Here is a 13,528-nt window from a genome sequence, read left to right on the forward strand (position 1 = left end):
CCCGCTTGCCGGGTGGGCGCTTCTTTGTTTAATCCCCCCGGCCCGGCCCGGGGGGCGGCCCCCGGGGGGGGCGCCGCCCGCGCGGGGGCCCGGGGCGGCGGCCCGCGGCCGGCCCGCGGCGCCGCCCGCTGGACGCGACGGCAAGCTGGTGTAGAGCACTTCACCGCCCCGCGTCGCCAGGTGAATCTCGCCGATGGGGGTAGAGCCCACGATGCGCCGTAACCGCCCGTCGATCTCCTCGGCTGACCACCCCGCCGCTTCGGCCGCCGCGACGAAGCACTCCGCGAGCGTGGCCTGCACGATCATCTGCTGGCCCAGGAGCCCCTCGAACACGCTCCGGACCTCGGCGTACTCGCTGGTGCGGGCGCTGGCCAGCAGATCCGGCTCGCTGAAGGCGGCCAGCACGGCGGTCATGACCGGCGAGGTGTAGACCCCGCCCTGCAGCGCCTGCTCCTCGAAAGCCAGCGCGTTGCCCACCTGCACGATGCGCCGCCGGTCCACCCCGGCGACGCCGACGTACTTGAAGACCTCGTTGTCGATCTCGCGCACCTGGGCGCCCTGGGCGACCACATCGTCGCTCCGCGGGTCCGACGACAGCAGGGGGTGGAACGCGGAGGCCTGCGGCTGCACCGACGGATCGGGACTGAATCGGAAGGGCACGGGCGCTCCATCCGCGTCGCGCACGGTAGTGATGTAGGCGAGGCCCTCTCCGTCCGTTATCCAGCACTCGTCGAGCACGGTCGTCGCTACCACTTCCGTCAACGTCTCGATCACCCGCTCGGCGCCGTGCCCGGCGGCCTCCGCCGCGGCCACCAGATGCGCGGCGATGCGGGCCTGTCCCGTCATCTGGTCGTCGAGCATCGCGTCCAGAGAGCGCGCCACGTCGGCCAGCGAGATGTCGCCCATACCACCAAGCCTCCCCTCAGACGCCGCGATACGCCACTTGCAGCGCGGCGATGTCCAGCTTCCGCATCTCCATCATCGCCGACTGCGCCCGGCCGGCGGCCTCCCTGTCTTCGGCGTTGAGCATGCGGACCAGGGCCTCGGGCACGATCTGCCACGACACGCCGAAGCGGTCGACGAGCCATCCGCACTGGCTCTCCTGACCGCCGTCCGCGGTCAATGCCGCCCACAAGCGGTCGGTCTCTTCCTGGTCCTTCGTCAGCACCGAGATGGATGCGGCTGGAGTGAGGGCGTAGTGCGGCCCGCCGTTCAGGATCATGTACGGCGCGCCGGCCAGGGTGAACTCCACGACCAGGGCGGGGGCGTCGGAGCTCGGCCGGGAGACGGCGTCGATCGCGCTGTCCGGCAGCAGCGAGACGTAGAACTCTGCCGCTTCCTGGCCCCCGCCGTCGAACCACAGGCACGTGCGGACCTTCGCCTTGAATCCCATGAGGCAGCCGCGGCACCGCGCCGCTCACGCTCAGTGTACGGGTGACCGATCGGCGTGTCGAGCGCCCGCGTGTTTCCTGGAATGGAACCTGACACCTGCCGCAGGTTGGCCCGCGGACCCGGCACCCGGTCGCTTGACGCTGTTCCATGGAGTAGTTACGCTATAGGTAACTAAATGAGCTGCGTTTGGACATCTTCTTCAAGACCCGCAAGCTCGCGAGGGTCTTCAACTCGGAACGTGAGCTCCGAAAGCAGTATGGCGACCGTATGGCGAGGACGATCGCGATCCGCCTGGCGGTCATGAAGCACGCTCGCACGTTGTCGATGGTTCCGGTGACTCCGCCAGACAGAAGGCACCGCCTCGCCGGCAAGCGGAAGGAGCAGTACGCAGTGGACCTCGTCCATCCGTATCGGCTGGTGTTCGAGCCGCGACGCGGTTCCGCCGGCGCCCGCGACGCTGCGGACCGCGACACGGCTGGCGTGACCGCGATAACGATCGTCGAAGTAGTCGACTACCACTAGAGAGGGGAGCAGGACATGGCGACGGCGACCAGCCAGTACGAGCCGGACTACGCCGTTCCGCCCGGCTGGGTGCTGAAGGACCGTCTCGACGCCCAGGGCATGACGCCCGCCGAGCTCGCTCGACGGTGCGGGCGTTCGGCGAAGCTCATCAGCGAGATCGTCGCCGGGAAGGCGCCCATCGAGCCGCGGACCGCCCTTCAGTTCGAGAAGGTGCTCGGCGTCGATGCCGAGATCTGGCTCGGCATCGAGACGGACTACCGGCTGCAACGAACGCGCGCGGCCGAGGCCCGCGCGGCGCTGGCCGACGCCGCGTGGGCCAGGTCCTTCCCGGTCCGCGAGCTGGCGAAGCGGGGCTTCAAGCCGTCGCTCGGTGAGAATCCGGTCTCAGCGCTGCTGTCGTTTTTCGGCGTGGCTTCGGTAGAGGCCTGGCACGTCAAGTACGGCGAGCCGAGCGTGGCCTATCGCCATTCCCCGAGCTTCTCGAGCGACACGTTCGCCCTGGCCGCGTGGCTTCGACTTGCGGAGCACGATGCCTCCGTCCAACGATGCGCCCGCTACGAGGAATCCGCCTTCAGGATCGTGTTGAAGCAAGTGCGCCTGTTGACCCGCGCACCGGTGCTGGAATCGATCCAGGAGGCGAGACGGCTGTGCAATGGCGCAGGCGTTGCCCTTTCGCTGGTCGAGCCTCTGTCGAAGGCCCGTTTGAGCGGCGCCGCCTGGTGGCTCTCCGCCCACCGTCCCGTCATCGCCCTGAGCGCACGCCACAAGACGGACGACCACCTCTGGTTCAGCCTGTTTCACGAGGCCGCACACATTCTGCTGCACAGCAAGAAGAGCGTCTTCGTCGACGGGGCCGATGGCGGCGGGAACGACATCGAAGCCGAAGCGAATGCCTGGGCCTCGAACGTGCTCGTCCCGCGCGCGGATTGGCGGGGATTCGTTCAGCTTGGCACGTACACTCGCGGGGCCGTGCTGCGGTTCGCCGAGGAGCAAGGAATAGCCCCGGGTATCGTCGTCGGGAGTCTCCAGCATGAAGGACTTCTTCCGTGGAGTCACTTGAATCGCCTCAAGGTGCGGCTGCGGTGGACCGCCAGATGAGGCCGCGTGACCGCCTTGCCATCGCCGCCCTCGACGTGTCACCGGTCGAGCCGTTGCCCGGCAGGAGCCTCCGTGGCGGCGAGAGCCGCTGCAGCCACGGCTTTTCGCTGCACACGGAGGCTTCGTGTATCTACCCGAGCCGGCGCCCTCGATCACGACTGACCGTATTCACTCGTCCGGCTGACCTACCTCCGCCTGCCGCATCCCCGACCCCAGCTTCGTATGCTGCATCAGTCACCCTCCAGGGTTGAATGGCGTTCCCGTGCGGAGCGCCGGACGTGCCCCAGAATGCGCGATACGCGGCCTGCGTCGCCGCCGAAGTCGCTGGTACGCGGCTCGCCGCCCGGCCGGTAGCCCCGGTCGAGAAAATGGTGCTTCTCCCAGTAGGACATCAGCGGGCGCTTCACCAGCCTCAGCCGCCTCAGCCACTTGACGTGGTACTTGCCCTGAAAGCCGGGGACCACGAGACGTAGCGGATAGCCCTGGTGCGGTCGCACCGGCTCCCCGTTCTGGCCGTAGGCGACGATCACGTCGTCCATGGCCTTGCCCAGCGGGAGGCTCGCACCGCATCGAGCCCGTCCGGTTCGCCGTGCAGGAAGATGTTCTGGCCGATGTTCGACATCGTCGGGCGCATCACGGTGACGTAACGCGAGCGCTCGCCGAAGGCCATGGCGTGGTTCGCGAGTCTCTCGGGCTCCGCGCCGGGGTGTGGGTGCTACCCCCGCACACGTGGCGCGGCCCAGCTCTACCCGAGGCCGGCCAGATATCCAACGATCCCCTCGGCCCGAGAACAGCGTCGCGAACCCCCGCTCCTCGATTGTCAACGCTCATTCACATGCTGTCCGACGACCGAACGGCGGTTCCGGTCTCGCGTGTACACTCGCGCTTGGGATGGACCAGCAGACGAACCCCGACGACATCGGTGGCACTGCGGATTCGAGTGACGCAGCGAGCGCGGTCGATCCACCACCGGGCGTCGACGCCAGGGAGCCGGCCACCTTCCGAAAGCGGACTGCGCTTCGGTGGTTTATCGCCGGTCTGCTTGCCCCGCTGCTGACCGTTCCGCCGCACGAGCTGGGCCACTACCTGGCATACCTGATGCTGGGCTTCCCCGACGCGGCCCTGCACTACGGCTCTGTCAGTTGGACCGGCAGCGGCGCGTTCTGGGACGCCATCCGGGAGGGCAACGATGCCGCTGCCGCGGAGATCGCCCCCGTGTCCGGTGTCGCGATTGGGTACGCGATGGGACCGGTGGCGACCTATCTGGTCGTCTTCGCCTGCTGCTGGCTCTGTGCGAAATGGCGCCCGCACCCGTTGCTCGTGGCCGTGGGCTACCTCTCCAACCTCCGCATCTCGGGCGCCGTGCTCGTTCTCCTGTTGCCGCTGTTCGGAGTCACGATCCGCAGCGGCTGCGACGAGTGCCAGCTCTCGGTCCTGACGGGGATCCCCCTCGCCTTCCTGACCCTGCCGGGGCTCGTCTCGCTCGTCGGAGCCGGGATCTGGCTGGCCCGCTACTTCCCGCGCGCCGACCGGCGGTTGGCGGTTGCGTCCCTCGTCCTTGGCGTGGCGATCGGCATGCCAGTCTATGGTCTCGTCCTCGGTCCCCTGCTCCTTCCCTGAGCGGCCGGCGGGCGTGGAGGCGGTCCCGGGGCGGGGCCGCGCGCGGGTCAGCCAACCGCCGCGATGCGCCGAAGCTCCACGGCGCACGCCTTGTACGACGGCTGCTTCGAGTAGGGATCGAACACCGCGTCGGTGAGCCGGTTGGTCTCCTCGTAGTGCATGGGGATGAAGACGTGCCCCGGCTGCACCGAGCGGGTGACGAACGCGGTGGCGGTAATGCGGCCGCGGCGCGATTCGACCTGGATGGCGTCGCCGGTGACGATGCCGCGGACCTTCGCGTCGGCCGGGTTGACCTCCACGTAGACCTGCGCGGGGTAGAGCTTGCGCAGGACCGCCGATTTCGCGGTGCGGGTCTGCGTATGCCACTGCGCGGCGCTGCCCCGGCCGGTCAGGAGCAGGAGCGGGAACCGATCGTTGGGCGGCTCCGGCAGCGGGCGTGGATCCTCGTAGAGAAACCGGGCGCGCCCGTCCGGATGAAAGTAGCGGCCGTCCTCGAAGAGGCGCCGCTCGGTTCCCGCGTCGGGCGATTCGGCAGTGGGCACGGCATCCGGCAGGCCGGACCCGGATGCACCGGGGACCCGCGAGGCCGCGGGCGGGGCGGGTGCGACGGGGTCCCCCGGTGCGGCGTCGTCCGTTGCAGCCGCGGCAGGAAACGGCCACTGGATGCCGCCCCGCTCGTCCAGCATGTCGTAGCCGTCGATGCCGCTGATGTCGCACGGCTGCCCCGCCGAGAGCCGCTTGAGAATCTGGAAGGTCGCGGCCGGCGACCGCCACGCCCGGAACATCCCGCCGCAGCCCCAGTACTCGGCGACCAGCTTGAAGATGGAGAAATCGGCCAGCGCCCGACCCGGCGCGCGGGCCACCTTCCTGATCCGACCGATGCGCCGCTCCGAGTTGATGAAGGTGCCGTCCTTCTCGCCCCAGCCGGCGGCCGGCAGCACGAGGTCGGCCATCCGCGCCGTCTCGGTGGTGGCGTACATGTCCTGGACGACGAGGCAGTCGAGACGCCCGAGGATGTCGCGCGCCTGATCCTGGTTGATCCACGAGTGGGCGGTGTTCGTGCAGATGACCCAGAGGCCCTTGATCCGCTCCCGCAGAATCCCTTCGATGATTTCGTTGTAGGCCCAGCTCGCGCGGGTCGGGATGACCGCCGGATCGATGTCGAGCACCCGCGCCACCTTCTCCCGGTGGACCGGGTTCGCGAAGTCGTGGCCGCCGAGCAGATTGGTGGTGTTGCTGAACAGGCGCGAGCCCATCGCGTTGCACTGGCCGGTAATGGAGTTGGCCCCGGTGCCGGGCCGGCCGATGTTGCCGGTCATCAGCGCCAAGTTGATGATGCTCTGCGCGGTGCGCACCCCCTGGTAGCTCTGGTTGACGCCCATCGTCCACCAGAACGACACCCGCCGGCCCCGGTGGATCGTCTCGGCGAGCCGCTCGACGACGGCCGCCCCGATGCCGGCCGCCTCGGCCACCCGGTCGAGGGTGTAGGGCTCGACCGCCGCCGCGTAAGCGTCGAAGTCGCGGGTGTGCGCCTCGATGTAGGCGCGGTCGATCCAGCCTCGCTCGATGAGCAGGCGGGCGAGCCCGTAGAAGAGCGCTTGGTCCGACTTGGGACGGATCGGCAGGTGCTCGGTCGCCTGCATCGCCGTCTCGGTGACACGCGGGTCGATGACGACGACGGCCGGATCGTGCGGATTCCGGAGCACCCGCTCCCACAGGATGGGGTGCGCGAGGCACGGGTTGGCCCCGACGAACACGAGGACGTCCGACTCCTCGAAGTCGCGGTAGGTATACGGGGGCGCATCGAACCCGAACGCCTGCTTGTAGGCCACCACCGAGGTGGCCATGCACTGGCGCGTATTGCCGTCGCCGTGCGCCATCCCCATGCCGAACTTGGCCAGCGCGCCCAGCAGGGCCATCTCCTCGGTCGGCATCTGCCCCGTGCTCAGGAACGCCACCGACTCCGGTCCATGCTGCGCCTGGATCGCCTTGAAGCGTTCGACCATCGTCCGCAGCGCCGCGTCCCAGCGCACCGGCCGCCGGACGCCGGACGCGTCGCGCCGGAGCGGCGTGGTGGCGCGGTCGCCGGCGTCGAGCACGGTCAGGGCCTCCCAGCCCTTGGGACAGGCGACGCCGCGGTTCACGGGGTAGTCGGCGGCCGGCGTGAGACCCACCGCCACGCCCCCCTGAAGATGGACGGTGAGGCCGCAGCCGGTCGAGCAGTAGCCGCACACCATGTCGGTGGTGGCGTCGGGCTTGCGCTTCGCCGGGACCTGGCCGAGGCCGAATCCGCCGGGCGTCCGCAGGAGATCGCGGGTCAGGCGCCCGTCGCGTTGATGCAGCATCGGTTACAGGGTTCCCGGCATGCGCGGCGAGGCGACCGCCGCGAAGAACAGGTAGCGCTCGAACAGCTCGCCGGCCAGGCAGGCCACGAAGAGCATGCCGACGAGCACGACGAAGACGAGGTCCTGGCCCTGCCCCGGCGGCGCCGGGACCCGGCTCAGCAGCAGCAGGCCCGGCATCGCCAGACCGCCAAGCAGTCCGGCGGCGAAGCGCGCCATCGTGACGTTGGAGAGCGCGCCGGTCATCAGCCACGCCGTGCGCTTCAACGAGGTCGTCGACCGCGACGCCAGGTGGCGGAACAGCGCCGTCTCGAACAGCAGCTTGGCAGCCATGGCGACGACGAGTCCGCGGCACAGAATGGCGCCGTAGCGGTCGACGGCGGCGCCGGCCAGCGCCGCGTCGCTGCCCGCGGCGACGATCAGCAGCGGCAGCCACGCCGCGGCAAGGCCCAGCACGGCCGTCGTCAGGAAGAAACGGCCGGCGGTGGCCGGACCATTCCAGAAATCGCGCTTCGTATAGTCGTAGACCATCACCGAGCAGAGCACCCCCACGACGCCCGACAACGCGACGCCCCAGCCGAGCCACCACCCGAAACCGGCCTCGACCGCCGCGCCGGGGCCGGCTGCCAGTCCCCAACCGGCGAGCCGTCCCGGCCAGCCCGCCGATCCCGCCCAGGACCACGCGGCATAGACCACCGCCAGCGCCGCGAACACGCCGAAGGCCAGGATCTCGCGGCTGAGCCACGAGTGCCGCAGCCCCAGAACGGCCCGGTAGGCGTAGCGCGGCCGGCCGAGGTGCAGCACGCTCACCCCGAGGGCCAGCAGGCCGAACACCAGCGCGCTCGCGCTGTGCACCGGGCGGATGCTCGCCGTCAGCGCCCCCGGAACCAGCAGCTCCAGCAGCCGCTCGGCCAGGAACGCGCCGACCGAGAGCTGGGTGAGGACCAGCATCAGGATCAACGACCAGTGCGCCTGCTCCGGGCGTACCGTGTGGTAGTCCGCCGGCACCATGTTGCGCGGGAGCACGCGCTCGGTCCGGTAGGCGGTGGTCGGCAGCGTCAGGGCCGGTTCCGGCGCCCCCGGCACGAACAGGTGGGTCTCGGACTCCTCGATCACCTGCGCCGTGTCCACCACGCGGATGGCGATGGCCCCGTTCGGGCAGGACTGCACGCAGGCCGGCGCTTCGCCCTCGGCGAGGCGGTCGCTGCACATGTCGCACTTGCGGACTATCCCTTTGGAACGGCTGTACTTCGGCGCCTCGTAGGGACAGGCGAGCGTGCAGTACTGGCACCCGAAGCACTGGTCGTCGAGGTGCTTGACGATGCCGGTGACCGGGTCCTTCTCGTAGGCCTCCACCGGGCATGCGTGCATGCAGGCGGGGTCCAGGCAGTGATGGCAGGCCGTCGTGACGTGCTGGACGACCGGCAGGCTCCGGCTCCCGCCGTGCAGCAGCCCGACGTCGCGCCACGACTCCTCCTCCTCGAGGCCGTTCAGCGAGTGGCAGGCCGCCACGCACGACTTGCAGCCCGAGCAGGCGTCGAGATCCACGTCGAAGGCGTACTGCTGACCGGGGGCCGGGGGCGTCGCCGGCATCAGCGCCGAGTAGCGCTCGGCCAGGGCCGGACCGCCGGCGTGGGCGGCGTCGTGGGCCCGTGCGAAGCGCGCCGCGGCAGTGACCTGCTGCTCCTCCAGATACCGGTCGACGAGGGTCGACGCACCAGCCGGAATCGCGACAGCCGCACCGGCCGGCGACGGCGACGGGGCAGGCTCGGGGGCGGCCTTCGATTCGAGCGCAAGGACGTTTCCTGAGGCGGTCATCACTTTCATCCCGCCCGCGCCAGGCGCGGCGCGGCGTGGAACTGCTCGGTGTGCACGCGGTCGGCCGGCACCCCTTCCGCCGTCAGCCAGTGGGCAATCACGTCCATGAAGGTGGACGGTCCGCACAGGAAGTAGCGGCTGCCCTTCAGGTCGTGCACGAGCGGCGCCAGACCGGTCCCGTCCACCCGACCCCGCGCACCCTCCCAACGCGGCCCGGGCCGGGACAACGAGACGCGGTAGGTGAAGAACGGCAGCGTGTCGTGCAGCCGCTGGCACTCGGCCCGAAAGATGATGTCGTCCTCGGTGCGCGCGCCGTGGACGAAGGTGCACGGGCGCCGGGGATCGGTCTTCGCCAGGAAGCGTGCGATGCTCATGACCGGGGTGATCCCGCTGCCCGCCGAGACCAGCACAAGCGGCTCGCGGTGGCGCCGCGGGTCGAAATGGAACCCGCCCTGCGTGCCGCGCACGGTCAGCTCGCTCCCGGCCCGCACCGCGTCGAAGAGGTGGTTGGTCACCTGACCGGCCGGGTTCCGCTTGATCGTCAGCTCCAGGAACGACGGGTCGGTCGGCGACGAGGCGACGGTGAAGCTGCGCCACGCGTCGGTACCGTCGATGAAAGCGCAGACCTGCAGGAACGTGCCCGGGCGCGCGTGGGGAATGCGGCCGGCGCGGTTGTCGAGGCGGAAGGTGCGCACGTCGGGCGTCTCGTCCCGGACCTCGGCCACCTTCAGCGACGCCGTGGCCGCGCGGGGCGGCTGTGCGCGGGGCAAGGGGACCGCGGACAGGACACTGCCCGCGGAAGGCGACCCGACAGGAGCCGTGACGCTGCCGCCGGAGGATTGTCGCGCCACGGTCGGCGACGCCGTCCTCGGCGTCAGGTAGACGTGTCCCTCTTCGACGAGCGTCGGATAGGGGGCGACATCGTTGCCGGCCGGCTCCAGGCTGCATCCCGTGCACGCGTCGAACGTCCAGCCGTGCCAGGGACAGGTGACGACCCCCTTGCTGACCGTCCCTTCGGCCAGCGGCCCTCCCTCGTGTGGACACAGGCCGTCGATCGCCCGCACCTGGCCGTCGATCCGGAACAGGGCATACGTATGACCGCCGATCTCAACCGACACCGCGGCGCCCTCGGCCAGGGCAGCCTCGCGGGCCGCGAACACGAAACCGTCGTCGCGAGCGGGAGGCGACTCGACGGGCGCGTCGGCAGGGGTGGCGGCCTCTTCCTCCAACCGTGCGCCCGCGACGGCGCCTCCCGGCGGCGGAGCTACCGCAAGGGTCGAGGCATCGTCCTCGACCCTTGCGAAGAGCCGGCGCACGCCGGCGCAGCCGGGACAGAACACCGGCGGGTCCTCGCCCAGGTGGCGGTACTCGCACCGCTCGCAGATCCAGGTCGCCGGGCGATAGTCGTCCTCGCCCACCTTCGCGGCCTCGGCCTCGCGCAGCTTCCCGCGCCAGTAGGCGCTGAACGTCTGCCCCGCCCGGTGCCGGATGTAGTACTCGTTGACCACTTCCTCGATGACGAGCGGAAGCTGGTCGATGTCCACCCCGAGCCTGTAGCGCAGGCCGAGGTGGACGTCGCCGGCCACCCCGCCGCCGAGATAGACGTCGAAGCCCTCGCGCGTGCCGATCAGCCGCCGCACCCGGACGCCCTTCAGGCCGATGTCGGCCGTGAAGTGCTGCGCGCAGCTCGACGGGCAGCCGCTCATGTGGATACGGATGCCGTGCAGGGCGAGGGTCCGCTGCCGCAGGGTGTCGACCAGCCGGAACATCGCGCCCTTGGTCTCGGTCACCGCGATGTTGCAGAACTGCGTCCCGGTGCACGCCACGGTGTTGCGAGCCAGCGTGTCCGCGTGCATGCTGAGTCCGACCGCGGCGGCATCGGTGGCCGCCGCGTCCCGGAAGCCGCCCGGAATATCGATGACCGCGAGTCCCTGCTCGTGCGTCGTCCGCAGTTGGCCGTCGCCCCAGCGCTCCGCGAGCACGGCGAGCGCCTCCAACTGCCGCCAGCTCAATCGCCCCAGCGGCACGCAGAGCCCCATGGTCCAGAGATCCGGCTGCGCCTGCGGGAACCAGCCGACCAGATCGTCGTTGCGCGCCGCCGGCTTCGGAGCCGGCAGGTCCGGCCACGGGCGCAACGGAACCCGCTCGCCGACCCAGGCCTCGACGGCGTCGATGCCGATCCGCTCGACCAGGTAGCGCAGGCGGGCCTGATGGCGCTTTTCGCGCGACCCCCGGGCGCGGAACAGATCGAGCAGCGCCGCCGTGACCGCCACCACCTGATCCGGGTGGACCAGCACCGGCAGGTGCCATGCCAGGTGCGGGCTCTGTCCCTGGGTGCCGGCCACCAGCACCTGGAACAGCACCTCGCGGCCGACCCGGTGGGCCAGGAAGCTCAGGTCCTGCGTCCAGAAGTGCACCGAGTGCCCGGCCGTCCCGTTCAGGCAGATGTTGAACTTGCGCGGCAGGTCGGAGTACTCGCGGCTGTCGACGAACAGCGACGTGACGTCCCGGCAGAGCCGGCGCGTGTCGATCAGCTCGTCCGGGAGCAGCCCGCTGAACGGGTGGGCGAACACGTTGCGGATGTTGTCGTGGCCGGTCTGCTTGGAGGTCAGCCCGACCGCGGCCAGGCGCTCGGCGACCTCCGGCACATGCTCGATGCCGAGCCCCTGCACCTGGAGGTTCGCGCGGGTGGTGACGTCGACGATGCCGTGGCCGTGCTCGTAGGCGATCGCCGCGATCTCGCGCGCCTGAGCGGAGGTCAGCTCCCCCGCCGTGATCCGGATCCGGTTCATGTAGCGGCCCGGCTTGTCGCGCTTGCGGTAGAAGAAGCCGTACCACTTCATGCGCTCCAGATCGGGCGTCTCGATCCCGCCCATCGGCGTGCGCGTCTCGGCGTGACGCAGCACGTCGGGCCAGACGTCGAAGCTGTGCTTCTTCGATTTCCAGACTTCCGCCGGATTGACCATCGTCCTCTCCCGTCTATCCGGCCGCCTCGGCGGGTTCCACCCCCCCGGCGGCGAGCCCGGCCCGCCGATCCGCCAGGGCCGCGTCGAGCGCCGTTCGCGCCTCGATCTCCGTCTGGCTGTCGAAACGGACCGCGAAGGCGAGGAACGCGGTGACCGTCACCAGCGCACCGATGACCAGAAACGCCGTCGGCCACGGGATGGCGCCCCGGAACAGGAACCCGGCGGCGACCGCACCGGCGTTGCCGCCCGCGCCGACGATGCCTGCCACCGAACCCAGCGCCTTCTTGTTGATGAACGGCACCACCGAATAGGTCGCGCCCTCGGACATCTGCACGAACAGGCTGAAGACGATGAGCGCGGGAATGGCCATCGCCAGCACCGGCATCTGCGAGAAGAGCATCAGGGCCAGCCCTTCGAAGAAGAGCGCGATGAAGAGCCAGCGCACGCGTCCGGAGAGCCCCCAGCGGCGTCCGAACACGTCGCCGAGCGCGCCGCCGAGGGTGCGTGCGAAGACGTTCATCAGGCCGAAGAGCATCGCCGCCGCGCCCGCCCACTGGACCGCCTGCACCGCGGTCATCGACGCGAAGAAATCGAAGTAGTCGATGAAGTAGAGGGCGAGAACGTTGTTGACGGTCAGCTCGATCCCGAAGCACGCGCCGTAGATGACGAAGAGCGCCCAGACCCGCGGGTCCTGCGCCGCCCTGGCGAACGAGCCCTTCACGCTCTGCTTGGGCGGCAGCTTGCCGGCCGCGCGCAGCTCCCGGTAGTTCCCCTCCGGCGCATCCTGCGTCAGGAAGTAGTAGGCCACGCCGACCAGGGCGCACATCGCCCCGGCGATCACCATCGCCGCCCGCCAGCCCGCCGCGTCGCTCAGCCCGAGGCCGGGGAGGAACTGGATGTTCGTGAACGGGATGTACGCTCCCACGGTCAGGATGCCGAGCACGATGGGCATGACGAGCTGCGTCACGCCGCCGCCCAGGTTGCCCCACCCCGCAGTGGTGGCGTTGGCGGTGCCGACCACGTTCGGGGCGAACATCACCGACGTGTGGTACTGCGTGATCACGAACGACGCCCCGATGATGCCGATCAGCAGCCGGAAGACGAGGAATGTCTGGAAGTCCTGGGCCAGGCCGATGCCCATCACCGGGAGCGACCCGACGATGAGCAGCCAGGTATAGGCCCGCCGCGGCCCGATGCGGTCGCAGAGCCACCCGATGAGCAGCCGGGCGACGACGGTGATGGCAACCGATCCGATGACGAGCCAGCCGATCTGCGACTGGGTCAGCGCCATCTCGTCGCGGACGATCTTCATCAACGGCGCGATGCCGAACCAGGCGAAGAAACAAAGGAAGAACGCGAACCACGACATGTGGAACGCGCGCATCTGCGGGGTGCCGATGCTGAAGAGCCGAATCCGCGTAGCCTTGCTCGTGACTTCCATATCAGGCGCCTCCGACGCGCGAGCGAGTGGAATGGGTATGGCGACTGCCGAAACGCCGGACGGCCGGTAGCCTTGTGCGATCCAATGTCGACATCTCCCGGCCTTCAAACGAACCCGCCGTTACGACAGCGCCTTGCGAACTTGGCCACAGGACTTGCAAAGCGTGGGCCAAGATGCCCCTCCGACCCGAGCCGCTTCCATTAACCGTTTGGAATCAATGGTTTATTTCGCATCGGCGAAGAGGAGCGCGCCGGTGCACTTCGTCACCAGACGCCGACAGGAATGTAGAACCCTGCCTTACCGCTTGACACCGTTGTCGAATATGCACG

The 13,528-nt window shown here is 69.7% G+C and carries 10 protein-coding genes; 3 read left to right on the forward strand and 7 right to left on the reverse strand.

All coding sequences use genetic code 11. From position 1 onward, the window contains the following. The coding region (locus F4X11_20775) for a hypothetical protein (GenBank protein ID MYN67427.1) at nt 1-906 on the reverse strand (906 nt) is incomplete at its 3' end. A 16-nt stretch (nt 907-922) separates the two neighbouring features. Next, nucleotides 923-1,393: a VOC family protein gene (locus F4X11_20780; protein MYN67428.1), complete on the reverse strand. Its 471-nt coding sequence runs from the start codon at nt 1,391-1,393 to the stop codon at nt 923-925. 266 nt (nt 1,394-1,659) lie between these two features. Here F4X11_20780 and F4X11_20785 point away from each other — a divergent pair, with 266 nt between their 5' ends. Then, nucleotides 1,660-1,914: a killer suppression protein HigA gene (locus tag F4X11_20785; protein MYN67429.1), complete on the forward strand. Its 255-nt coding sequence runs from the start codon at nt 1,660-1,662 to the stop codon at nt 1,912-1,914. Between the two features lie 15 nt (nt 1,915-1,929). Then, nucleotides 1,930-3,012 (forward strand): ImmA/IrrE family metallo-endopeptidase, encoded by a 1,083-nt coding sequence (locus tag F4X11_20790; GenBank protein MYN67430.1) that lies wholly within the window; start codon nt 1,930-1,932, stop codon nt 3,010-3,012. Nucleotides 3,013-3,242: 230 nt separating this feature from the next. Here F4X11_20790 and F4X11_20795 read toward each other — a convergent pair whose 3' ends face one another. Continuing rightward, nucleotides 3,243-3,551, reverse strand: a complete 309-nt coding sequence (locus tag F4X11_20795) for a molybdopterin-dependent oxidoreductase (protein MYN67431.1) — start codon at nt 3,549-3,551, stop codon at nt 3,243-3,245. Between the two features lie 352 nt (nt 3,552-3,903). Between F4X11_20795 and F4X11_20800 the strand changes: the two genes are divergently transcribed. Further along, on the forward strand, nt 3,904-4,632 hold the full coding sequence (locus F4X11_20800; protein ID MYN67432.1) for a hypothetical protein: 729 nt from the start codon (nt 3,904-3,906) through the stop codon (nt 4,630-4,632). Nucleotides 4,633-4,679: 47 nt separating this feature from the next. Here the strand turns inward: F4X11_20800 and F4X11_20805 are convergent, their stop codons facing one another. The 4 genes from F4X11_20805 to F4X11_20820 are packed head-to-tail and all read right to left on the reverse strand — an operon-like array spanning nt 4,680 to nt 13,199. Further along, a complete protein-coding gene (locus F4X11_20805) occupies nt 4,680-6,977 on the reverse strand; it encodes a molybdopterin-dependent oxidoreductase (protein ID MYN67433.1) in 2,298 nt (765 codons plus the stop codon). A 3-nt stretch (nt 6,978-6,980) separates the two neighbouring features. Further along, nucleotides 6,981-8,792 carry a molybdopterin oxidoreductase gene (locus tag F4X11_20810; protein ID MYN67434.1) on the reverse strand — a complete coding sequence of 604 codons (1,812 nt, stop codon included), beginning with the start codon at nt 8,790-8,792 and terminating at the stop codon, nt 6,981-6,983. Between the two features lie 5 nt (nt 8,793-8,797). Further along, nucleotides 8,798-11,758 carry a precorrin-3B synthase gene (gene cobG / locus F4X11_20815; protein MYN67435.1) on the reverse strand — a complete coding sequence of 987 codons (2,961 nt, stop codon included), beginning with the start codon at nt 11,756-11,758 and terminating at the stop codon, nt 8,798-8,800. A 13-nt stretch (nt 11,759-11,771) separates the two neighbouring features. Then, entirely contained in the window at nt 11,772-13,199 is a 1,428-nt protein-coding gene (locus tag F4X11_20820) for an MFS transporter (GenBank protein MYN67436.1), read from the reverse strand. Nucleotides 13,200-13,528 lie beyond the last annotated feature (329 nt).

This window comes from Acidobacteriota bacterium, assembly GCA_009861545.1.
Classification (GTDB): Bacteria; Acidobacteriota; Vicinamibacteria; order Vicinamibacterales; family UBA8438; genus WTFV01.

Excerpts from the sequence above, each read along its gene's own strand:
- F4X11_20820 (MYN67436.1), bottom strand. The coding sequence starts at position 13,199 with ATGGAAGTCACGAGCAAGGCTACGCGGATTCGGCTCTTCAGCATCGGC.
- F4X11_20795 (MYN67431.1), bottom strand. The coding sequence starts at position 3,551 with ATGGACGACGTGATCGTCGCCTACGGCCAGAACGGGGAGCCGGTGCGA.
- F4X11_20780 (MYN67428.1), bottom strand. The coding sequence starts at position 1,393 with ATGGGATTCAAGGCGAAGGTCCGCACGTGCCTGTGGTTCGACGGCGGG.
- F4X11_20800 (MYN67432.1), top strand. The coding sequence starts at position 3,904 with ATGGACCAGCAGACGAACCCCGACGACATCGGTGGCACTGCGGATTCG.
- F4X11_20805 (MYN67433.1), bottom strand. The coding sequence starts at position 6,977 with ATGCTGCATCAACGCGACGGGCGCCTGACCCGCGATCTCCTGCGGACG.
- cobG (MYN67435.1), bottom strand. The coding sequence starts at position 11,758 with ATGGTCAATCCGGCGGAAGTCTGGAAATCGAAGAAGCACAGCTTCGAC.
- F4X11_20790 (MYN67430.1), top strand. The coding sequence starts at position 1,930 with ATGGCGACGGCGACCAGCCAGTACGAGCCGGACTACGCCGTTCCGCCC.
- F4X11_20810 (MYN67434.1), bottom strand. The coding sequence starts at position 8,792 with ATGACCGCCTCAGGAAACGTCCTTGCGCTCGAATCGAAGGCCGCCCCC.
- F4X11_20785 (MYN67429.1), top strand. The coding sequence starts at position 1,660 with ATGGCGAGGACGATCGCGATCCGCCTGGCGGTCATGAAGCACGCTCGC.